Origin of the sequence: Photobacterium lipolyticum, from assembly GCF_003026475.1 — a bacterium.
Classification (GTDB): domain Bacteria; phylum Pseudomonadota; class Gammaproteobacteria; order Enterobacterales; family Vibrionaceae; genus Photobacterium; species Photobacterium lipolyticum.
The window spans coordinates 169,815-192,836 of record NZ_PYMC01000002.1 but is presented as its reverse complement, the minus strand read 5'-3'; the positions used below and the strand labels follow the sequence as shown (position 1 = coordinate 192,836).

Sequence of the window (23,022 nt, the reverse complement as noted above, 5' to 3'; positions counted from 1 at the left end):
CAATTGTTTGTTTCTATATTCTTCGCCAATTTTTCAAATGACTAGTGGGTTAGAACTGTGAAAAAAAATACTAATAAATTTAAATACTCAGCACTTGCGAAAATAATTATACCGTTATGTTCTGCTGCTCTTATCGTAGGTTGTAACGACAATGACTCGTCTTCAGCTACATCTTTAAATCCAAGCACCTCAGAGACCGCGCCGGTTGAACTTGAACCAAAAATCAACCTACCAGCTGATGCTCCCGCACCATCAGAAGAACAATTTGCAGTAAGTTATGTTGTTGACACTTCAGCGGCAGTTAGTTTGAAAAAAAGTGTTCCTAGTTACAACAACTGGACACTTGACTGTGACGGTATAGATCCACTACCAGCAACCAGCTCGGATGAATTTGGCCCGATGTGGCTGGTCAATAAAGATGTACTCGAATCTTGTAGTGAACTACAGATAAAAGACGGGGATCAATTAACTAAAGCTACAGTGCCGGTTAGCGAAGCTTCTCTGGGAAAAGAATTTTCTGTTGTTAAGGTTGGTACCGAAACAGCAATAATTGTTGAAGGCTCTCGCCAGGATGGCCTGCTAGCTGCGAAAGGTCTTCCGCAGACTGGTACTGATGTCACTATGCCTGAAGTCGTTAATCCGGGAGATCTTCCTGAACCCCCTGAAGGCATGGTTGCGCTGCAGCTTTACGATGCAATGGGGGATTATACGCCTTACGAGAGCATGAACCTTCACCTGTGGGGAACAGATAAAAATCCGGATGCTGGCTGTGACGGGCTAACTGATTCAGCCAAAAATAGTGGTTGGGACGATACCTCAGTGATCCCAGATGATAGTGATGAGTTTGGTCCGGTCTGGTACCTCCCTGTCACAAGCGTTGAATCAGGTTGTTTCAATGTTATCTTCCGTAATGGCAATAAAGATAAGTTAATTGGCTCAAATATTAAAATTGATATTGCGACCATGGGCGACAACCGCTCCTTAACTTTTATACCGGGCAGCTCAACTCAGTACGATACCCGGGAAGAAGCATTTGAATTAGCCGGGCCATCATCTGAGTTCTCAGTTGATACACTGGGCGCGATTATGCTCGATGACAACACCCTGGTATGGAAAGGTGGTGCAAATGCTGACATGGTTCAAATTATGTTTAGCCATGACGGAAAATACAGCATAGAAGAAAAAAAGGTCGACGAAAAACCCAGAAACGTGGTCAGCGGCGCTTCAATTATTTTGCAGTCAGCCGATCTGACTTCAGAGCAAAAAGCACAATACCCACACCTTGCAGACTACCCAGCCTTTTCTTTACCAACGCTTCCGACAGGTATCGCTCTTTCTACATTGGTGAAAGGCAGCATGGTCGCGATCGCTTCAACCAGCGATGGTGAACTCCGCTCTGCCACCGGTGTTCAGTATGCCGGTGCATTGGATGCACTATTTGCCCAGGAAGCCACAGAGCTACAATATGGCCCTATCTATAACGATGGCAAAGTCACTTTCCGTTTATGGGCACCAACTGCTGCTGAGATTAAACTGGTTGTCTACAACAGCGATAAATCTGAAGCTCAACGTGTGGCAATGGTTGAAGATGAGGCATCGGGTAGCTGGAGTATCGATCTTGAAAGCGATGCGGTAGATGGGAAATTCTATCGCTATGCAATGAAAGTATTCCATCCTCGTGAACAAAAAAGCTACGATTACGAAGTGACCGACCCGTATTCGGTCAGCCTTTCAACTAACTCAATCTACAGTCAGGCAATTAACTTAGATTCAGACAATTTAAAACCAAGTGGCTGGGATAGCCTAGAAGCTCCTCACTCACAAAAAGAGAGCGATCTTTCTGACATGGTGATCTATGAATCACATGTTCGTGATTTCTCTGCTCGCGATGCAAGTACACAAAACAAAGGTAAGTACCTTGCCTTTACCGAGCAAGGCACCGTGCCAGTCGATCATCTTAAACAGCTAAGTGATGCGGGCATGACCCACCTGCACTTAATGCCTGTATTCGATATTGCTACCATCAATGAAGATCCAGAAAAAGTCGCCAATATCGACCAACCGTTTAGTAAGCTTTGTGAAGTTAACCCTGCAGTTAAAACTTCCGAGTTTTCAAGTTATTGCACAAGTGGTAACACGATTGCAGATGTGTTCGCGGAACTTGCTGAAGCAGACACCAAAGACAATGCAAAAGTTGAAGCGCTCAACGAGTACGTGCGCAGTGTCGATAGCTATAACTGGGGCTATGACCCGTTCCACTATACGGTACCCGAAGGTTCTTATGCGACAGATGCGGAAGGTTCCAAGCGGATCCTTGAATTCCGTGAAATGGTTAAATCCGTTAAACAAGACATCGGTATGAATGTTGTTGTGGATGTTGTTTACAACCACACCAATGCATCAGGCCTGAATGACAAGTCGGTACTGGATAAGGTGGTTCCTCTTTACTACCAGCGCTTGGTTCCTGATACGGGTGCTGTCGAAACATCTACATGTTGTGATAACACCGCGCCAGAAAACGCAATGTTTGCCAAGCTTATCGACGATTCAATTCAAACATGGGTTGAAGCGTACAAGATCGATGCCTTCCGTTGGGATTTGATGGGGCACCACCCGCTTTCACAGATGCAGGGAACACTTGCGGCTGCCCGACAGGTTAATCCTGACGTCTACTTCTACGGTGAAGGCTGGAACTTCGGTGAAGTTGGAGACGACAAGCGTTTTGTTCAGGCAACCCAAAAGCACTTAGGTGGTACGGGTATTGGTTCGTTCTCGGACCGATTGCGTGATGCGGTACGCGGCGGTAGCCCGTTTGATGGCGGCGAAGGAATCCGTAAAACCCCAGGTTTTGCGACAGGCGCCTATGTTATGCCTAATGAATTAGTCGACATTGAGGCGGATGCGGATGAAGACGGCGTTTCTGACGAACTAGCACGTGCGCTACACCAAATTGACCTGACCCGTTTGGGTATGGCAGGCAACCTCAAGGACTTTGAGTTTATTGACTATAAGGGCGATGCTCAAAAAGGTTCAACACTGGACTACAACGGCCAGGCTGCGGGTTATGCAGAGCAGCCGTGGGAAATCCAGAACTATGTCTCTAAGCACGATAACCAAACGCTTTGGGACATTAACATGTACAAAATTTCACACGATGTCTCGCTAGAAGATCGCGTTCGCATGCAAGCAATTGGTATGTCGACCGTACTGCTTGGTCAAGCGATGCCATTTAACCATATGGGGGGCGAGTTGCTGCGTTCTAAGTCAATGCAGCGTGATTCGTACGACTACGGTGACTGGTATAACCGTGTAGACTTTACCCTTGATGACAATAACTGGGACAAAGGCCTGCCAGCGAAAGATAAAGACGAAGCCAACTATGCTGTGATTGAAAAGGTACTAACGGCAAACGCGCAACCAAGCGCTGCAAACCTACAGCAGATGTTTGAGTTCTACAAAGAGCTGCTTCGCCTGCGCAAAGCATCACCTCTGATGACACTGCCGGGTGCTGATGAAATCATGAGCCGTGTTGATTTCCGTAACGCCGGTGAAGGTCAGACTCCGGGGATGATTGTGATGACCATCGATAATGGTTCAACGCAAACAACGGATCTCGACAGCAACCTTGATTCCATTGTTATCGTCATTAACGCCACGCCTGAAGAACAGGCGGCAGGTAACTTCCTCGATAATGACAGTAAAGCAATTGAACTTGCAGGGTTTGAGCTGAGCTCCACGCACAACCAGGCAAACTCTATTGCCGGTAATGCTAGCTTTACCGGTGGTAAGTTCACGGTTCCTGCATGGTCTAGCGCGGTATTCGTTCAGCCTCGTGATGGTGAACGAGGAACCGGTCTTCCTGTAACACAAAAAGCAGATATTCCGCCGTTCAAAGCCGGTACGCAAGTTTACATCGCCGGTAGTTTCAATGGCTGGGATCCTGCGGGTACAAAAGCGCCTTATGCGGGCAAAGGTCTGTACAGCGCTACTGTCGGTTTAGATAAAGCGGATGGCTATAAATTCACTTTCGGTAACTGGGATACAACGTTTGGTTGTGACGGTGGTGTTGATGGTAATTGCTCTGTTGAGTTCACTGGATTGGGTATGTATACCCTGACGATGGATGCAACGAATCCTGAAGCACCTGTCGTTCTAGCTGCCGAGTTGCAAGACAACTACACCGATGTCTCTTGGTATATTCCGGGTAGTATCTCAGGTAACTGGGACCATACTGATGACCGTAAGATGACTTCGGTTACTGCTGAACAATTCAGTTTCACAACGGCGACTCTGGATGCTGCGACTAAGTATGAATTTAAGTTTACAGGTGGCGATTGGAATACATTTGTTCATGCCGCTAGCAGTGTGATCGCTTCAGAAACCAGCCTGCCATTCACTGGTTCAGATAACATTGAATTTACCCCTGCAGAAACGGGTATCTATCAGGTGACATTTAATATTTTGTCTAAGGAAGTTGATATCCAAAAAATGTAACTTGTAATTTTAAATAAAAGCGCTGGTTAGTATTAACCAGCGCTTTTTTGTTCGTCACTTGAAGGTTAAAACTACCGGCTTTAGCGATGTTATGTTTCAACACTAATCCACCTACTTCAGTCGCTGATTGTTAAGTTTCTGGTTTAAGTACAGTCTCAATGTATAGGTGGTGGTTATTATTTCTCGTGATAAGCTATTAATAGAGTTATAAGTAAAGTGTTGTTAAATTTCATTTTTTTACAATGTATACCTACCATGAGTGATATTGGCATTATTCTGTAGTAAACAATTGTTGCTAACTTTCAATACTCAGCCTAGGTGTTGTGACTTACGTCAATTATGTTCATTTCTCCTCCTTTCTACTCCTCCCTCTCGGCAACGTATGGGGCTGATTTCACCGCGTTTTATCAAAATATAATCACACTGTGCAAAAAAAGGCCGTTCTAAGGCACTTAATGGAATGATGCTCTATTCGCAGCCACAAATTTTATCGGTGCGTAAAATATTTGTTGTGATTTCCTTTCCGAAGCAAATTCATTCCGTAAGTGCCAATAAAGTTAGTCAACATGGAAATAACGTTATTTCCGCGCTGACATATCGAAAAGCCTGCAGGTAAGCAGGTGATTAAAAAAGACAGGAACGAGAATGAAGACCAAACTCACCAAACTGGCATTGGCAACAATGTCGCTATCTCTGATGGCGGGTTGTAATGACGGAAGTTCAGACCTGACTCCGACAGCAACAACAAAACCGGCAACACCGACGAGTCTCAATGTCCAGGCAATTGATGGCTATCTCAAGGATGCTGTAATCTGGTTAGATGTGAACCAAAACTACAAACATGATGCAAATGAGCCTTCTGCGACGACTGCGGAAGAAGGTAAGGCTGTACTCGATTTGAGCAACTTCAGCGGTGATCCGGCTTTGTATCCGCTGGTAACACAAGTGGTCCAAGGGGTGACGATTGATGAAGATAACCCTGATATTAAGGTTGCTAAAAGCTACATGATGACAGCCCCCAAAGGCTATAGCCGTGTTACACCTGTAACGACACTGGTGGCTTTGAAGATAGCTCAGGGCAAGAGTGAGGCACAAGCGATCACTGAGGTTCAGGAAGCACTGTCGCAACCTGAATTAGATCCGACCGTGGACTACATTGCGGCAAAAAACGACTTATTGGCTAGCAGTGCCAATGCACTGGTACAAATTTTACCGGAACAGTTTGTTGAGAAGAGCCAGTCGCAACAGTTATCTGAACTCGAAAGCGGTGCTGATTTGCTGGGTGACGAAATTGACGATCAGATCAATAAGGGACAAAAGCCAGATTTAAGCAAGAAAACACTCGTGTTGGATGAGAAAGGCAAGCCGACAGTTTCAAGTGACCGTGACGAAGATGGCATTGCCGATAGTATCGATGCCTTTCCGGATAATAAAAAAGAAAGTGCAGATTTAGATGGTGATGGTATCGGTGATAATGCCGATACGGACCGCGATGGTGATGGAGTAGACAATAAGAGTGATGTCTTCCCGTCTGATAAAAACGAAAGTGTTGATTTGGATCTTGACGGCATCGGTGACAATGCCGATCCGGATCGGGATGGTGACGGGGTAAACAATGATGATGATCTGTTCCCGTCAGATAAGACCGAAAGTGTCGATTTTGACCTTGATGGAATCGGTGACAATGCCGATACGGATGATGACAATGACGGCTGGCTTGATCTCGACGAGGTGCGCTTAGGCAGCGATCCGCATAACAAAACAAAGCAACCTGCAGATCTGGATGGCGACCATATTACCGACAGTGAAGACCCGGATCTGGATGGTGATGGCCTTGCAAATGAAGATGATCCGGAGCCGAACGTTCCTGCCGGTGACTCTGGTGCAGTCAAAGCCAATGATCTGGAAGTTGTGATCTATTCGAAGGACGATGTCGATGATGCAGAGAAAACCCTGCATGTCTGGAACAATGAATCGTGTGGCGCTTACGATGCCGATAACATTGAAAATTTTGCCAACTGGGATGCGGGTAGCGTAAAAGCAACGGGTCATGATGAGTTTGGTACCTACTGGGTACTGCCGCTCAAGAGCCAGGAAGAAAGCGACTGTGTTAACTTCATCGTTCGTACCAGCGATGCCCAGTCAGCAGACATGATACTGAAATTTGACACGATCAAAGATCGCCAGGGCTTTGTTCCGGCTGATAATTCAGCAATCCTCGACAATGCAGATGATGTACTGCCTGTCGAACTGGCGGGTGCGTCAGCTCACTGGGTCGATGAAAACACCTTGTTGTGGGATAAAGCCGAAGGTGCAGCCAAAGTCGAGCTTTACCATTCCAAGACTGCCGGCATTATCTACGATGCGGTCAGCCAGACGATTTCAGGTGGTGAGGTTGTTGCACTGAGTGACGGTACGGCCAGCGATACGGTCAAGGATCGTTTCCCGCATCTGAGTAACTGGGCGGCATTCCAAATTGATGGCACCACTGACGTTAAACGTGACATTCTGAAAGGTCAGTTGGTTGCGGTTGCCCGAGATGCAGATGACAATATCATTCAGGCAACCAAGGTCCAGATCCCTGGTGTGCTGGATGTTCTCTATACCCGCGGTGAAGGCGAAGATCGCAATGCCGATAAAGAAAAGTTAGGCGCAGTGCTTGACGGCAACAGTGTGACCTTTGGTGTCTGGGCGCCGACGGCGCAAAGTGTCGAACTGCTGGTGTACCGCGAATCTGATGAGACCAAGCTGAAAAATACTTATCAGATGATCGATGCAGATAGCGACGGTGTCTATAAGCTTACACCCGATGACGTGGCAGTAGGCGATTACTACCGCTATCGCGTCAAGGTCTATCATCCGTTGAGCAATAAGATTGAACTGTTTGAGACCACCGATCCTTATGGTCAGAGCTTCTCTACCAACAGTCGTTTCTCGCAGGTGGTTGATATGAGCGATCCGTCGCTTAAGCCTGCTGACTGGGATGCTTATGAGTTTGATCAAGACGCCAAGCCGATGGACGCCGTGCTATACGAAGTCCATGTTCGCGACTTCAGTGTCAATGATACAAAGGGCACCCCGGAGTATAACGGTAAATATATGGCGTTTACCGAAGAGAGCCGCGACAGTGTCAAGCACCTGAAATCGATGCAGGATGCCGGTGTAAGTTATGTCCACCTGATGCCGACCTTTGATATCGGTACCGTGAACGAAGATCCGACTAAGCGTGTTGATCTGAACAATACTATTGCCGAACTGTGCAAACTGAATGCAACGGCAGGACTATGTAAGCGTGCCGATCAGAACCAGACCCTGAAGTCATTGCTGGAAAGCTACGATCCAGAATCGGAAGACGCCCAGGCGCTTATGAACGATCTGCGTGAATTCGACAGCTTCAACTGGGGTTATGATCCGTACCACTATAATGCACCGGAGGGCAGCACCTCGACGGATGCCGAGGGCACTACCCGAGTTAAAGAGTTCCGTGAAATGGTGCAGGCACTGCACGACATGGGCTTTAAAGTCGTGATGGACATGGTTTATAATCACACCAATGCCTCGGGTCTTGGTGAACAGTCGGTACTGGATAAGCTTGTTCCTGGCTACTATCACCGCCTCAATGAAATCACTGGAGCAGTAGAACGCTCTACCTGTTGTGATAACACCGCAACCGAGCAGGTCATGATGGAAAAAGTCATGATTGATTCGCTGGATATGTGGACAAAAGACTACAAGATCGACTCTTATCGCTTCGATCTGGCTGGTTTCCATATGAAATCCAACATGATCAAGGCCCGGGAAAAGGTTCGTGAGAGCAACAAGGGCACCTATTTCTACATGGAAGCCTGGGATTACGGTGAAACTGTCAACAACCGCCGTGGTGTTAACGGTTCGCAATGGAATATGGGCGGCACCGGCTACGGTACGTTCAGCGACCGACTGCGCGATGCAGTTCGCGGTACGGTATACAGCGACAGCGGCGAAACCTTGAGGACCCGTAAAGGCTTTGGTAATGCCGGTGCTGAGTTTGACAATCCGGCCCAGCAAGACGAACTTAACCACCAGGCGGATATCGTTCGCCTGGGCATGGCCGGTAACCTGAAGAGCTACCTGCTTGAAGACCAAAATGGCGTAACCAAGCGTGGCCAGGATATCAAATACGGCGGTTCACCTGCAGGCTATGCAGAGAACCCGCAGGAGACGATCAACTATATCTCCAAACACGATAACCAGACGTTGTGGGATATCAACCAGTACAAGATTGGCGCAGGCGTCAGCCTGGAAGACCGGGTACGGATGCAGAATGTTGCCAACAGTACCGTGGTGCTCAGCCAGGGGGTGCCTTTCTTCCAGTTAGGTGTTTCGCTGCTTCGCTCCAAATCGATGCAGCGTGACAGCTATAACTCGGGTGACTGGTACAACAAGGTTGATTTTGATCTGGACAACCCTGATCTGACCAATAACTGGAATGTCGGCCTGCCGCGCAAAGACAAGGACGGTGCCAACTATCCGGTAATTAAAGAGGTGATCGCCAACAGCGAGACCCAGCCGACAACAGAGCAGGTTCTGCTGGCAGACAAGCAGTTTAAAGAGCTGCTTAAGATCCGTACCAGCAGCCAGCTGTTCCACCTTGATACCGCTGATCAGATCAAGAACCGTATTGATTTCCACAATACCGGTACCGATCAGGTTGCTGGTGTGATTGTGATGTCGATTGACGACGGTATCGGATTAGACGATCTGGACAGTAACCTAGACGCTGCAGTAATTGTGGTTAACTCGACTATCCACGAGCAGGCCTTGTCGGTTGCTGGTGCAGAAGGCTTTACCCTGCACGAAGTGCAGCAACAGTCTGCCGACCAAACCGTGATCTCGGCAACCTTTGCCAATGGTGAGTTTACCGTTCCGGCACTGACTACGGCCGTGTTTGTTAAAAAGCAAGGCAGTGCCCAGGGACAAGGTTTGCCTGTTGGTGACAAAGACACGTCGAATGTACCGACTTTTGGTAGCACTGATCTGTATCTGAAAGGCATCAACGGTGACTGGGGCAATTCCACTGTGATGAATTTTGCAAACGGTGCATATAGTGTCGAGATGGTACTGGAAGCTGGTGCCCAGGCATTTAAAGTTGCCGATGCTGGCTGGACGAATGGTACTAACTTCGGTATTGATCAAATCGAACCGGGTGAAGGTACGCTTGCGTTGAGCGATAAAGATGGCAACATCGCATTTAGCACCGAGACCAAGGGACTCTACCGCTTTGTGCTTGACGCGTCTGCCGATGCCAGCAAGCCTGTCGTGACAGTGACTTTGATTCAGGAGATTGCCGAAAGCTCATGCAGCAAGCTGGCTGACAGCAGCGAACTTGCACCGCTGGCTGATACCAAGCTGTTTGTTCGTGGTTTGCATTCCGGCTGGGCTGCGGATCCGATGTATCAGCTAACCTACAAGGGCGACAATATCTACCAGGCCTACTTTACCGTAGATAAGGCAACTCCAACTCAATTCAAAATTGCCGATGATACGGATAACTGGGGGGTACAGTACTCGGTGGTGAATGAGGCCGGTAGCTATATCAAGCTGCTCGATGGCGTAGATTACACAGCGGTCAAGCGTGACGCCGGATCGTCAAACAACACCTTTGATTTGGGTGCGGCGACCTACAGCGTGAAACTGACGCTGAATGCTGGCGACAATGAAGAGGGTTCCCTGCTGTTTGAGAAATGTGATTCGGTACCAGTACCTTATGGTGATACAGAGCTTTTACTGCGTGGCGATTTCAACGGTTGGCAAGACGGTACGTCTTTGACCTATCTAGGTGACGGCAAATACCAGGTAAGTATTTACCTTCAGCCGGGTGACTATAACTTTAAGTTAGCAAGTGAGGATTGGAATACCGTCAATCTAGGCTTCAGCGACTTGGTTGCAGGTGGTGACTCAGTTCAGTGGCAAGATGCAGAGGAAGACAATAACCTTCAGCTTTCAGTGACAGAACTAGGCGATTGGACTTTTGTTATTGATGCCAGTGATAAAAGCCACGCTAAGCTGGTGATCACCAAGCCTGAACCTAAGCCAATTTATGCCTGTAACAATAGCGATAATGCTGCTTGTGACCTGCGCATGTACCAGATCATGGTCGAGTCATTTGTTGATGGTGATAAAAGCCGTGGCTATGGTGTCGGCTATGGTACTTCACACCATAACGGTGACTTGCAGGGTATTATCGACAGCCTAGACTACATCAAGGGGCTGAATGTCAATGCACTGTGGCTAACCCCGGTGTTTGATTCGTGTGCAGGCCTGGCTGGTGACGAACGGCTTGGGGCGACAGGTTACTTTGCCTGTGATTTCTTTAACGTTGACTCTAATTTCGGCAGCAAGGAAAAGCTGAAGGAGCTGATCGATATCGCCCATCAGAAAGGGATGTATGTGTTCCTTGATGGTGTCTTTGGTCATGTCGGCCTGGCAGGCGTGCCTAACGCTTCGCCAAATGGCGTCAAGCCTGCTCTTGTGAAGCCTCTTAATGACAAAGGTGAGCCGGACATGGGCTACCCGGGTTTCGTTGTTGATTACAGCAAGCCTGAGAGCCTCGATTACTTTAAGGAAGTCGCTACGTACTGGGTTCGTGAGTACGGTATTGACGGCTGGCGTCTGGATCAGGCCTACCAGCTTCCGCTGGATGCATGGCGCGATATTCGTGCAGCGGTAGAGGCAGAAGCCACAACCCGTAAGGCTGGTGGCGAATTATGGGGTACGCTGGGTTACATGGTTGCCGAGGTGTGGAAGAGCGCCTCAGAAATCAACCAGTATGCCTATGGCACCGATGAGAATCCGGCTCTGTCTTCAGCATTTGACTTTAACCGTCGTTATGGAGTGGTACAGGCGTTAGCAGTTGAAGAAAGCGGGCAATCATCAGATGCAACTCAGCTAGATTCATTCTGGAACAGCCGCTCAAACTATCCGAATCATGCGATGCCAAACCTGATGCTGGGTAACCATGATCTGGTTCGCTTCGGCGACTTGATTGAACGTGGTAACAAGGGTAACTACTGGAAGCGCCATAAGGCGGCTATCAGCTTCCTGGGTGCCTGGACCGGTCCTATTACCTTGTATTACGGTGATGAAATTGGTGATCAGGTAGAAGGCTTTGCCAAGAAAGTGACCGAGAATTGTGCGGATCAGGGGCTGTGTGACGATCACGTTGCCCGCTCAAGTGCCAAGATTGAAGGGGTTACTGGAGTGACATTGACACTTGAACAGGCCGATCTTAAGAACTGGGTAACCAAGCTGTTCCAAGTTCGTGATACACATCCGGCATTGTATAGTGGCGAGCGCAGTAACCTGGCAATCACACCTGATCTGTATGTCGATTTGAAACAGGCGGATGATGAGCAGATTGTTTACCTGCTGAACGTTTCTGAACAAGATACGTCTTATGATCTGGATGCATCACAGTTGAAGGCTGGTAACAAGCTGGTTGATTTGATGACTGGAGAAGTGATCGCTAACGGCGGTGGTACGCTAAATATTGCTGTACCAGCCTTGACGGGACGTTTCCTGCTGGTTGAATAACGTTATATTTAACCAGACATTTATCTGCTAAATAGAAAAGGGCGCGATATTCGCGCCCTTTTTTTAGCTGTTAATGAACGCAGAAATGATATCAATCCGCATAATTATCTAATCCATCAGCAAGAATAAAATATCCAGATAAACGGTCACTGCGGCGGATACTGCTTGAACATCTCGCTGATTTGCTTATCGATAAATTCAATTCTGGAACTTGGCGTCATGGTTTCAGTGAGTCTTCGCTGTGAAACAGATCGCCACACCACTTGGTTGGAGGTATTTTCGATTAGCTCGACAATCAGTTTTCCGTACTTGTACTCTTTGTAACGGGTGGGTGAACTGAACCCGATCCCCACGTTTCTGGAAGCATAGCCAAAGCCAACGCTGGTGCCATAAGATTCAAAATCTGATTGTTTCTCAATATAGTGTTTGACCGTTAGATCCGCGCTAGACTCTGAGACGTGCTGCAAGCCTTTATTTGCCAGTTGTGTACTGATGGCTTCTTCGACCCGCGTAGCGTCGAGGCTGACGGCAGTCTGGCTTGGCGGTGCTGCAAATTGGTATGTTTTAAACTGACTATAGTTAATCTGGCTATTGTAGTCGGTTGAGACATCAGCACTACAGCCAACAAGTAACAGGCATAAGCAAGCAGAGCGAAATAGATTGGCCATAGCAATATCTCGTATAGTTTCTGACATCAGTATAGCAAAGGGATATCAGTTAGTTGGTTGTGAAAATAGTTCATGCTGTCTCATCTGTCGTCACGATTGAACTGAGAGGTCATCAGCAAATGGCCTTTTATATGAATTATACCAATCGATAATCGACGATTAGCGATATGTTGGGCTATCAATAAATAGGAAAGGTCTGATGGATCTTCGCTTTTCAGGTGTAAAATGTAAGGGTATGGAAATTTATGGGTATTTTCGAACGCTTTCTAAGTGTATGGGTGGGGCTTGGTATGCTGGCTGGTGTTGCTGGTGGCATGCTATTTTCTGATTTCTTTGCCTTCCTTGGCAGGTTGCAATATGCACAGATTAATATGGTTATTGCAGTACTGATCTGGCTGATGATTTATCCGATGATGATGCATATCGACTTTTCTGCTGTGCGTAATATTCATCGTCGACCAAAAGGTTTGATTATTACCATTGCGGTGAACTGGTTGATAAAGCCATTCACAATGGCGCTGCTGGCAGTGCTATTTATGCGCTATATTTTTGGCGCTTGGATTTCCCCCGAACTCGGTGAGCAATACATTGCTGGCATGATTTTATTGGGTGTTGCCCCGTGTACCGCAATGGTATTTGTCTGGAGTCAACTGACAAAAGGCGATGCTAACTATACCGTGGTCCAGGTAGCTATTAATGACTTGATCATGGTCGTTGCATTTGCGCCCATTGCTGCGTTTTTACTCGGTGTCACTGATGTGATTGTACCGTGGGATACCTTATTGCTATCTGTCTGTCTGTTTGTGGTTATACCATTGGTTGCCGGTACAATGACACGTCACTTCATTCGTGATCAGATCAGGCTTGATAAGCTAGGCGCGCGTATTAAACCGCTTTCAATTGTCGGTCTTATTAGCACGGTGATTTTGCTGTTTGGTTTTCAGGCCCAGACCATTATTGATAATCCCATTGATATTGTATTGATCGCGATTCCACTGCTAATTCAGACCTACATTATTTTTGCCGTAACCTACTTTTGGATGAAAAAGTGGAAGCAGCCCCATTGCGTTGCAGCACCAGGCAGTATGATTGGTGCATCAAACTTCTTTGAACTGGCCGTCGCGGTAGCAATCAGCCTGTTTGGTATTCATTCCGGAGCGGCCTTAGCGACTATTGTGGGGGTCTTGGTTGAGGTGCCGGTGATGTTATCGCTGGTGGCTTATGCCAACCGAACCCGCGAGAAGTTTCCTGTCAGATCTGCCTGATTAAGCATTTCGGACAGATAAGATAACCCGTTAAATTAGCGTGAATGGCTAGACTGTCTTTAATCGTTGTTTTACAGCCTCTTACTGGTAGGTAAGAGGCTGTATCGTTTTAGGTCGGTAACATAGCTTCATTGAATAGATGGTTATTTCCTGCAGCTGAATCCATCATTAAACTCGATATGTCGAGCTTCCGAGAGCCTGAGTTCATGGGTGTGTTTGTCACAGTGGGGAAACTGACAGTAAATGGAGTACTCTCTGTGTAAGCCGTTATCCAGAAAGGCTTCCAGAACATCCTGAGTATCTGCAATTAATGTTATTTCTTCCATCACATCCCCCAAATAACCAGACTTTCTTTCAGTAAAGTTGTTATTTCACTATCAAGTTGTCTTAATAATAAGAAGACTGTAACAACGTTATGGCAGAGAAAGCAGTAGCGGCCATCGGACCTGCACAGGTGGTGACCCAACCACAATCATTCATACCTTAGAGCCCATTTCGTCATCCACCGCCAGTGAGTGGCAAGTCAGAGCAGAGGTGTTTGGCTATCAAGCATATTAGCCATTTTGGTGAATCCTTACCCCCAGCACAAAAATAAAATGGTTAAATTTTATTTATAAAGTTAATTGTGTGTTAAATTTATCTGGACAGACCAGATGAGGGTAAACCAAATGACATGGAATAAGTTATCCGTTACCGAAGACAATGGCATTGTCACGGTCGCATTAAATCGACCGGAAAAACTCAATGCCCTGGATATGGAAATGTTCACGGAGTTAGATGCTGTAAGCAAACAGTTACGTAAGCGCAAAGACATACGAGCTGTGATTCTGACTGGTAATGGCGGCACATTCAGCAGTGGGTTGGATATTAAAAGTGTCGCTGCTAAAAAATCTAAGATATTAAGTTTATTGGCCAAAGTACTGCCGGGTAATGCGAACCTGGCGCAGCGTGTTTCAAGAAACTGGCGTCTGATCCCAGTTCCGGTGATAGCGGTTATCGAAGGGCGCTGTTATGGGGGAGGGTTACAAATTGTAATGGGGGCTGATTTACGTATTGCTGCACATGATGCTGAATTATCGATCATGGAGATCCGCTGGGGGTTAGTGCCGGACATGGGCGGGCTATTGGCCCTGAGGGAAGTGATGTCTAAAGATGTCGCCATGCAGTTAACGTTAACCGGAGACATTATTTCTGCTCAAGATGCCTTAGAATATGGCATGGTGACAGAGGTGAGTGAAAACCCGATGGAAACGGCGCTCAGTATATGCCGCAAAATTGCCAAAGCGTCACCTGATGCCATTGCGGCCATTAAATACACTACCAATCGTTGCTGGGTAAGCAGTGCACGAGCGTTATTAGCGAGAGAAACGATTTGTCAGATTCGATTACTGCTGGGAAGAAACTTTTCGATCGCCGCAAAACGCCAGCGAACAAAAACAGATATTGATTATCAGAAACGGCAGTCGTTCTGGTGATCCTATCCCCAAGTTACCTCAAGATGAGAGATTCAGCACTTTATCTGGGAACTCAAATTGAACGAAATGTGCATGGGAATAATGTACCTTTTCAAACATATTCTCTTTCAAAGAGATTATCTTATAATAACCGTATCTCTTAAAAACATTGTATAAAAGGCGCTATATGCGTCTTTTATCTTTATTGGCAGGCACTATCTGTAATACCAATCGGGACAATCAGTTGGATCTATGTCAGGCTGATGATACAAGGACGAGAATTATATTCTTTGATACCGAGAATTATCCACAAATGCTCTGTGAATGAGAGGTAAGAAATAAAGTGGCAATATTGGACGAGAAAGATAAAGGCGCAATAAAGTTGATCGGGATTATCAGCCTGCTGTGTATTGTGGTTCACATTACCAATACTTTTCTAGGCGGCGCACTCAATGATTATGGTTTATTACCTCGTCATGTTACCCATTTAACCGGACTGGTGGCTTATCCTTTCTTACATGGTTCTTGGGGGCACTTGATCAGTAACCTGATATCTTTTGCTCTGTTAGCAGTGCTTGTCTCTCGTTCAGGGCTAGCCCGGTTGCTGGTGGTGATAATGATCAGCTGGGTGGTGAGTGGTATTGGTGTCTGGTTATTTGGACGGTTAAGTTTTCATATCGGGTTGAGTGGGATCATTTATGGCTTGTGGGCCTACTTATTAATCTATGCTTTGATGTATAGAAGCCTGAAATCCATTGCGATTGCCGTTATTGTCATGTTTCTTTATGGCTCAATGGTGTGGGGGTTCCTTCCTGTTCATCACTGGGTGAGCTTTGAAAGCCATCTGTTTGGGGCATTTGCCGGGGTTGTTGCCGGTTACTTGTTTGCTAAACGTGACAAAATGAGAGAAAAAGAGGTTTTTCAATAATTTCTATGCCAACACCTAATTTCAACCTAAGCAGATAAAACTAGAATTGGATCAACCGAATAAGGAGCCATCATGTTAATTACCTTTAGTTGCAAAGTAAGCGGCAACGTCACAATGTTTGGAGATATAGCAAAGCAACTGCTTAAAATGATGGGGTTTTGTGAGGCTGTACCCGGTGCGATAGATGCTGAAGATGTCCCCAGTGCTTTAGCAAATTTAAAGCAGGCGATTGATGAGGCCAAACAGCGTCAGCGTCAGGAAATGCAAGATGGAACCGAGGCTGCAAAAAGGGAAAAAGATGAACTGGATGATGCTGATTATGAACCTGAGATCAGCATCGCTATACGTGCCATACCGTTAATAGAAATGTTGCAAGCGGCAGAAAAAGAGCAATGTTACATTATGTGGGAATAGAGTCAGCGGACAATATGAAGAGGTGCAAAAGGGTCATCTCTGGGATCGTTCTGCCAGAGGTATTCAGCATGAATAGCCACCTTTCTTGCGACTTCTTCACCGTGAAGGTGGCCAATTAATGCCAGTGTCATATCGATACCTGCTGCGACACCGGAAGAGGTGAAAACATCACCATCTTGTACCCAGCGAGCAACAGGCTGCCAGTTAACATCGTTACCGAAGCGTGTTACCCAATGATAATTCTTTTTATTGGTTGTGGCAGATCTATTCTCAAGCAACCCCGCATTAGCCAGTAAAGCCGCGCCAGTACAGACAGAGCAAAGATACTGAGTTTGAGCGGCTGTTTTTTGTAGCCATGATAATACCTTGAGGCTTTCGACTTCGACGCGAGTTCCAATACCGCCTGGAATTAATAATATGTCGCTGTGAAAGGAATCCTGAAAGCTGTGATCCACCATTATTTGGGGCCCTTGAGCACTGGCCACCGGCTGACCGGTTTCAGATACCAGCTTTAGCTGGTAATCATTGTTTAATACACCGAACATCTCCAACGGTCCGAATGCATCTAACAGTTCAAACTGATTGAAGAGCAGGGTCGTGACAGTCAGTTTTGATGACATAGGGATCCTTAGTTGACTTTACGGTGAAAGACCTTTGTTTTACTGCAACTTATATAAGCATAGTTAAATATGAGTCAGGAAGGTAAAAGAGGCAAAAAATGCTAGAAAATACCCTGTATACCCAATAAATTCTCGCTGAACAAGCATCTTGAGGTCACTTGGGTATATTAATATTGTACGATCATAGCTTGTCGTCCATATTTATAGCAACTGATCATCCAGTAAAAGCGAATAGTACTCAAGACTCCGTTCTCTGTTACTAGAATTAACACAAATAAAAAATATTTAATGGCATGCAATTTTCTGTCATCTTTTGACTAAGGAATAATGTTATGACAGCCCAAACACCCCCTCAAACACCCAACCCAAAAAAAGACACCAACATTATCCATTGGTATGAGCATACAGGTATTGCCGATATTGCCCTCGTGGGGGGAAAAAATGCCAGTTTGGGAGAAATGATAAGTAAAATGGCAGCAGACGGTATTCGAGTTCCGACTGGTTTTGCAACCAATGCCCAATTGTATCGTGATTTTCTTAGTCAAAACGATCTTGATGGGCCTATTGCCGCGCATTTGGACGGGTTGTTGCAAGGGACCGAAAATCTCGCTCAAACCGGTTTTGCCATCAGGAAAATGATATCAAAGGGTGAATTTACCGAGATACAGAAGCAGGCTATCGAGCAAGCGTATCAACAATTGTGTACACGTATTGGGTGTGAAAATGTCAGTGTTGCGGTAAGAAGCTCAGCCACTGCGGAAGATTTGCCTGAAGCCAGTTTTGCCGGCCAGCAAGAAAGTTACTTAAACATAACCGGAATTGATGATTTGTTAGAAGCCTGTCGTCAGTGTTTTGCCTCACTGTATACCGATAGAGCGATTATCTACCGTCAGGAACAGGGATTCTCCCATCAGCAGGTAGCGCTTTCTGTTGGGGTGCAGCAAATGATCGAGTCAGAAGCTGCGGGGGTGATGTTCAGTCTCGATACTGAAAATGGCTTTCCTGATGTGGTGATGATTAATGGTGCATGGGGGCTGGGTGAAACGATTGTTAAAGGCAGCGTGACGCCCGATCGGTTTATGGTTTACAAACCCCTGCTGGAACAACGTGAGTTTCGCCCACTGATTGAAAAACAAGCGGGCAGTAAATTACAAAAAATGATTTATTCCTCATCAGCGCAAGAGCCAACCTTAATCGTGGCAACAGATGAGTCCGAACGTTCATCGCTGGTACTCTCGGATGATGAAGTGCTGAGTCTGTCGCGTTGGGCGGTAAAAATAGAACGGCATTATGGTTGTCCTATGGATATGGAATGGGCTAAAGACAGCCGCAGTAAGCAGCTGTATATTGTGCAGGCGCGTCCTGAAACCGTTGAATCCCTTAAAGACACTGCGGTATTAATGAGTTACAAGCTGAAGGGAAAATCCCGGGTGTTGTTAGAAGGTGCCAGTGTCGGCAGTGCCATTGCGACCGGCGAGGTATTTAAGATCCTGAGCCCTGATGATATTGAACAATTTCCCGACGGTGCAATATTGGTTACTGAACGTACCGATCCTGACTGGGTACCGTTAATGCGTAAGGCCTCCGGGATTATTACCGATACGGGAGGGCCAACCAGTCATGCCGCGATAGTCAGCCGTGAGCTTAAGGTGCCGGCGATTGTTGGCACCGAAAATGCCACGCAAGTGCTGAACAATGGTAAGGAAATAACGCTCAGTTGTGCCGGTGGGGCGGTTGGTAAGGTTTACGAAGGCATACTTGAATTTGAAACCGAGCAAGTTAATCTCGATGATATCCCGCACACTAAGACAGATATCATGATTAATGCTGCAATGCCCGACGGTATTTTTCGCTGGTGGCAATTACCGGTATCGGGTATTGGTTTGACGCGGATAGAGTTTATTATTTCCAGCCAGATTTGTGTGCATCCCATGGCGCTGGTTCATCCTGAACGTATCTCCGATCCTGTAACAAAAGATAAAATTGCCCGGCTGACTAGCGGTTATCAACACCAGCCCGATTATTTTGTCGAGAATCTGGCCTTAGGAGTCGGCAAAATAGCCGCTTCGCAATATCCAAAACCGGTTATTGTCAGAATGTCAGATTTTAAGTCGAATGAATATCGTGGCTTGCTGGGGGGGGATTTTTTTGAAATCAATGAAGAAAATCCGATGCTTGGTCTACGTGGTGCCTCACGCTATTACCATCCGCTATATCGGGAAGCCTTTAAACTGGAATGTCAGGCGATAGTCAAAGCCAGAGAAGAAATGGGGTTTGACAACATCATCGTGATGATCCCATTTTGCCGTACCACGGGTGAAGCTGATCGGGTGCTGGATGTGATGGCCGAAGCCGGCCTTAAGCGTGGTGTCAACGGCTTGCAGGTTTACGTGATGTGTGAGATCCCCTCTAATGTGATCTTAGCGGATCAGTTTGCCACGCGGTTTGATGGTTTCTCTATTGGCAGCAACGATCTCACTCAACTGGTATTGGGTATTGATCGAGACTCTGCCGAATTAAAGCCCCTGTTTGATGCCCGCGATGAGGCAGTAAAAAGCATGATTGCCCAAGTGATCAAAGTGGCACATCAATATGGTTGTAAAGTGGGGATCTGTGGTCAGGCTCCGTCAGATCATCCGGAATTTGCCGAATTTCTGGTCGACTGCGGCATTGATTCGATTTCTCTGAATCCCGATTCCGTCGCCAAGGCGAGTCAACATATTGCCCGGGCCGAGAAAAGGCTTAATTAGAGAGATATCCCAGTGATTGCGATGTCGCGTTTGCTGCCATGCAGTTTTGCCATGTTTTCATAATGAAAAGCCCATTTATGATGGGCTTCTAGGTTCAAATCGCGTTGCAGCTATGATGTGAAATAGGCTTGTTTACCACTTAGCCATACGATTATTGACCTGATGGGTATTGAATTCATCGGGATCAATCACACCGTCTTTATTTGTGTCAATGACATCGAACTTGTTAGCTTGATTTTGATTCTTCATCATACGCCCTTCAGCTTTTCGTTCGTTTATCCTTTGTTGACGGAATTGTTCGAACTCTGTTGGGCTGATGGCTTGGTCCTGGTCGAGGTCAATTTGGCTGAACTGAGGCATATTGCTGTTCATTTGCATGCCGCTGTTCTTCGCTGCCAAGCTTGTACCAGATATCAGGCTAAGACCAATTAAAGCAATGATGGTGATTTTTGAGTTCATTATAATAGCCTCCTTCGCTCTCACTCATCTATAGAGTACTACTTTATAGGTATGCTGGTGTCAGGCTATGTAATGTTATGTAAAGCGGAATGTGTAAATGTAAAGTAACAGCTCTAAATCACAATATGCCCGTCGTGAGAAAAGGGGAGAGGGATCACAGTACCCCTTTCCCTCGCTTGATAGGCATTACGCCAGGACGGTGATTTAAACAGGAACTAGGATTACAGAGAGAGATCCAATTCATTGTGGATCAATACCACACACTGGGAGGCAAACAGCATCTTTGGACCCAAGCTGATTTTTATTGCTCCCAGTCGTTTCAAACTGTTAAAGCTCTTTTTTGGCATCGGGATATGGTCTGTAAGTAAGAAGCAGGGGTTGCCTACGAATTCTTGCTCGCGAATAGAGGTGCCTTTTTTGTCCATCATAAATAGCTGATAGTCTTCGGCCAGCTCCTGCACGAGTTTTTCAAAGCTGATGGTACGTACGGTGATACCGGGCTCTACGATACGCTCTTGCTCCTTGCTCATTCCCTTGGAGATGTCCAATGCCCTGGCGACCTTATTCAGCAGCGCTTGTTCGTGAAAACCGCCAATATTACTAATCTCATTAGAGTTAAAGCTAATGGTGCGGGAAAAGTCCTGAGTACTTTCCAGTACCAAGTGAACGATGACATCATCGCGGTGCGATTGTGCCACAAAGATAGTGTTCATCAGAGTATGAGCCAAAATTTCGGTGTGGGCCTCCTGACCAACTGACGCCAATAATAGCTGACTGTCGGTAGGAGCGGATCTGGCTCGTAATACAAAGGCGCGCATAGATGAATATCCTAGATGTTAGAGTATTGCACATATTATAAGTGCTAATGTTTGTGGTTATTTAGCGGCTGGCTATTATCACAGTTTTGACCGGGTATGTAACTGTGATAACCCGTTTTTTTCCAAATTAAAGCGAAAGGTTTCATAGCGGATAGGAAGACATCCCCCTTTCTTCCTATATTTACTCTACAGTCTATCGCGTGATGTAAATCTTCGACATGATTGATGATCGTTTAGCTTTCAACATAATTGCAATGTTGAAAGCTAAACTGGCGCTAGAAGTTTGCCAGAAAATACGGGATCATCAGAGCATTTACTAAGTCGATAAAGAAGGCGCAAACCAGTGGCACGATGATAAATGCTTGGTGGGAATTACCGTAGCGCTGAGAAACCGCAGACATGTTCGCCATGGCCGTGGGGGTAGAGCCCAGAGAAATACCGCCAAAACCAGCACAGACCACCGCGGCATCATAGTTTTTTCCCATCATCGGGAAGACCACAAAAATGTTAACCGTAATAGCAACAATGAACTGTACGGCCAGAATGGCAAAGATAGGGCCTGCAAGATCAACTAGTGTCCATAGTTGCATACTCATTAGCGACATGGCGAGAAAAGTGCCGAGTGAAATATCTGCAATTAGCGCAATGGCAGGTTTGCGTGAAGGCCACTTGGTACCCGTCAGGCGTGGGAATGAGTCAGGAATAAGGTTGGTTATGACAATTCCGGCAAACAGGCAGGTGACAAACAAGGGGAGTTGCAACCCAAATTGAGATATAGCTTCATTTAAAAGAAAACCAAAAATAATACAGATATGAATAGAAAAAATGGCATCGAGAAAATCAAATCCGTTTATTTGACTCTCTTGTTGATCATCAGATAAGCCGATATCTAATTGCTCATGCTCTTTTGGTTTCAGTTGATGGCGAGTGACAAGGAACTTGGCAATAGGACCTCCCATTAAACTGGCGAGGATCAGACCAAAGGTCGCACTGGCAATACCGATCTCCATGGCGTTCGATAGTCCGAAATCTTCTGCGATGCGCGGTGCCCAAGCAATGGCTGTACCGTGACCGCCGATCAGTGAGACGCTCCCACCCAGCAATCCGACGGGAGTGTCGAGGTCAAACAGTTTAGCGACGCTAATGCCTGTCAGGTTTTGTAGTATCATGTAGGCGATCGTTATACCCAGTAATATGATCAGCGGCTTGCCGCCTTTTACGAGATCGCTCAAACTGGCGTTTATACCAATGGTGGTAAAGAAATACACCAACAACAAATCGCGGGCGGCGAGGTCAAATTCTATTTCGATTGAGGTGGTGGAGTAGACCAGTGCAATGATCAGGGAAAATAAAATTCCACCGGTTACGGGCTCAGGGATACTGAATTCTCGTAAGGGGGCAAAGGCGTTATTGAGGCGCCGGCCAATAAATAACACCATAATACCGATGGTGACAGCAAAAAAACCGTTGAAGTGCAATACTCCATCACTCAGAACTAATCCCATAAGTGCTTTCCCTAAACATCCTGTTCTTAAGATATGCAGCAACTCTGGCATTATCGGCCAGGTAACCCATGCCAA

13 protein-coding genes are annotated in these 23,022 nt (G+C 46.4%); 7 read left to right on the top strand and 6 right to left on the bottom strand.

Annotated elements, in window-relative coordinates; all coding sequences use genetic code 11:
• Window positions 1-57: 57 nt before the first annotated feature.
• Together pulA (C9I89_RS03695) and pulA (C9I89_RS22635) are read left to right on the top strand one after the other, a co-directional pair.
• Window positions 58-4,494, top strand: a complete 4,437-nt coding sequence (gene pulA / locus C9I89_RS03695) for a pullulanase-type alpha-1,6-glucosidase (protein ID WP_107282011.1) — start codon at window positions 58-60, stop codon at window positions 4,492-4,494.
• A gap of 645 nt (window positions 4,495-5,139) precedes the next feature.
• Window positions 5,140-12,066, top strand: a complete 6,927-nt coding sequence (gene pulA / locus C9I89_RS22635; protein ID WP_211315199.1) for a pullulanase-type alpha-1,6-glucosidase — start codon at window positions 5,140-5,142, stop codon at window positions 12,064-12,066.
• A 146-nt stretch (window positions 12,067-12,212) separates the two neighbouring features.
• Here the strand turns inward: pulA (C9I89_RS22635) and C9I89_RS03680 are convergent, their stop codons facing one another.
• On the bottom strand, window positions 12,213-12,734 hold the full coding sequence (locus C9I89_RS03680) for a DUF4136 domain-containing protein (protein ID WP_107282010.1): 522 nt from the start codon (window positions 12,732-12,734) through the stop codon (window positions 12,213-12,215).
• A 245-nt stretch (window positions 12,735-12,979) separates the two neighbouring features.
• Between C9I89_RS03680 and arsB the strand changes: the two genes are divergently transcribed.
• Window positions 12,980-13,999 carry an ACR3 family arsenite efflux transporter gene (arsB, locus tag C9I89_RS03675; protein WP_107282009.1) on the top strand — a complete coding sequence of 340 codons (1,020 nt, stop codon included), beginning with the start codon at window positions 12,980-12,982 and terminating at the stop codon, window positions 13,997-13,999.
• Window positions 14,000-14,142: 143 nt separating this feature from the next.
• Here arsB and C9I89_RS03670 read toward each other — a convergent pair whose 3' ends face one another.
• Window positions 14,143-14,325, bottom strand: coding sequence for a hypothetical protein (locus C9I89_RS03670; RefSeq protein WP_107282008.1), 183 nt, complete (start codon window positions 14,323-14,325; stop codon window positions 14,143-14,145).
• Window positions 14,326-14,667: 342 nt separating this feature from the next.
• Here C9I89_RS03670 and C9I89_RS03665 point away from each other — a divergent pair, with 342 nt between their 5' ends.
• The 3 genes from C9I89_RS03665 to C9I89_RS03655 all read left to right on the top strand — a co-directional run bounded on the left by C9I89_RS03665 (window position 14,668) and on the right by C9I89_RS03655 (window position 16,795).
• Window positions 14,668-15,474, top strand: a complete 807-nt coding sequence (locus C9I89_RS03665; RefSeq protein WP_107282007.1) for a crotonase/enoyl-CoA hydratase family protein — start codon at window positions 14,668-14,670, stop codon at window positions 15,472-15,474.
• 322 nt (window positions 15,475-15,796) lie between these two features.
• Entirely contained in the window at window positions 15,797-16,381 is a 585-nt protein-coding gene (locus tag C9I89_RS03660) for a rhomboid family intramembrane serine protease (RefSeq protein WP_245905392.1), read from the top strand.
• Between the two features lie 72 nt (window positions 16,382-16,453).
• Window positions 16,454-16,795 (top strand): DUF1840 domain-containing protein, encoded by a 342-nt coding sequence (locus tag C9I89_RS03655; RefSeq protein ID WP_107282006.1) that lies wholly within the window; start codon window positions 16,454-16,456, stop codon window positions 16,793-16,795.
• 2 nt (window positions 16,796-16,797) lie between these two features.
• Here C9I89_RS03655 and C9I89_RS03650 read toward each other — a convergent pair whose 3' ends face one another.
• On the bottom strand, window positions 16,798-17,415 hold the full coding sequence (locus C9I89_RS03650) for a DJ-1/PfpI family protein (protein ID WP_107282005.1): 618 nt from the start codon (window positions 17,413-17,415) through the stop codon (window positions 16,798-16,800).
• Window positions 17,416-17,747: 332 nt separating this feature from the next.
• Between C9I89_RS03650 and ppsA the strand changes: the two genes are divergently transcribed.
• Window positions 17,748-20,165, top strand: coding sequence for a phosphoenolpyruvate synthase (gene ppsA / locus C9I89_RS03645; protein ID WP_107282004.1), 2,418 nt, complete (start codon window positions 17,748-17,750; stop codon window positions 20,163-20,165).
• 132 nt (window positions 20,166-20,297) lie between these two features.
• On the opposite strand, the gene C9I89_RS03640 is transcribed toward ppsA, so the two are convergent.
• The 3 genes from C9I89_RS03640 to gltS all read right to left on the bottom strand — a co-directional run bounded on the left by C9I89_RS03640 (window position 20,298) and on the right by gltS (window position 22,947).
• Window positions 20,298-20,624 carry an EF-hand domain-containing protein gene (locus tag C9I89_RS03640; protein ID WP_107282003.1) on the bottom strand — a complete coding sequence of 109 codons (327 nt, stop codon included), beginning with the start codon at window positions 20,622-20,624 and terminating at the stop codon, window positions 20,298-20,300.
• Between the two features lie 221 nt (window positions 20,625-20,845).
• On the bottom strand, window positions 20,846-21,442 hold the full coding sequence (gene trmY / locus C9I89_RS03635) for a tRNA (pseudouridine(54)-N(1))-methyltransferase TrmY (protein ID WP_107282002.1): 597 nt from the start codon (window positions 21,440-21,442) through the stop codon (window positions 20,846-20,848).
• Window positions 21,443-21,717: 275 nt separating this feature from the next.
• The gene (gltS, locus tag C9I89_RS03630; RefSeq protein WP_107282001.1) at window positions 21,718-22,947 is read right to left on the bottom strand and encodes a sodium/glutamate symporter; all 1,230 of its coding nucleotides are present in this window, start codon (window positions 22,945-22,947) and stop codon (window positions 21,718-21,720) included.
• Window positions 22,948-23,022: the final 75 nt, after the last annotated feature.

Bases quoted from the DNA above. Each gene is read 5' to 3' on its own strand.
- C9I89_RS03650 (WP_107282005.1), bottom strand. From the start codon at position 17,415: ATGTCATCAAAACTGACTGTCACGACCCTGCTCTTCAATCAGTTTGAA.
- gltS (WP_107282001.1), bottom strand. From the start codon at position 22,947: ATGGGATTAGTTCTGAGTGATGGAGTATTGCACTTCAACGGTTTTTTT.
- C9I89_RS03680 (WP_107282010.1), bottom strand. From the start codon at position 12,734: ATGGCCAATCTATTTCGCTCTGCTTGCTTATGCCTGTTACTTGTTGGC.
- C9I89_RS03640 (WP_107282003.1), bottom strand. From the start codon at position 20,624: ATGAACTCAAAAATCACCATCATTGCTTTAATTGGTCTTAGCCTGATA.
- ppsA (WP_107282004.1), top strand. From the start codon at position 17,748: ATGACAGCCCAAACACCCCCTCAAACACCCAACCCAAAAAAAGACACC.
- trmY (WP_107282002.1), bottom strand. From the start codon at position 21,442: ATGCGCGCCTTTGTATTACGAGCCAGATCCGCTCCTACCGACAGTCAG.
- arsB (WP_107282009.1), top strand. From the start codon at position 12,980: ATGGGTATTTTCGAACGCTTTCTAAGTGTATGGGTGGGGCTTGGTATG.
- C9I89_RS03655 (WP_107282006.1), top strand. From the start codon at position 16,454: ATGTTAATTACCTTTAGTTGCAAAGTAAGCGGCAACGTCACAATGTTT.
- C9I89_RS03665 (WP_107282007.1), top strand. From the start codon at position 14,668: ATGACATGGAATAAGTTATCCGTTACCGAAGACAATGGCATTGTCACG.
- pulA (WP_211315199.1), top strand. From the start codon at position 5,140: ATGAAGACCAAACTCACCAAACTGGCATTGGCAACAATGTCGCTATCT.
- C9I89_RS03670 (WP_107282008.1), bottom strand. From the start codon at position 14,325: ATGGAAGAAATAACATTAATTGCAGATACTCAGGATGTTCTGGAAGCC.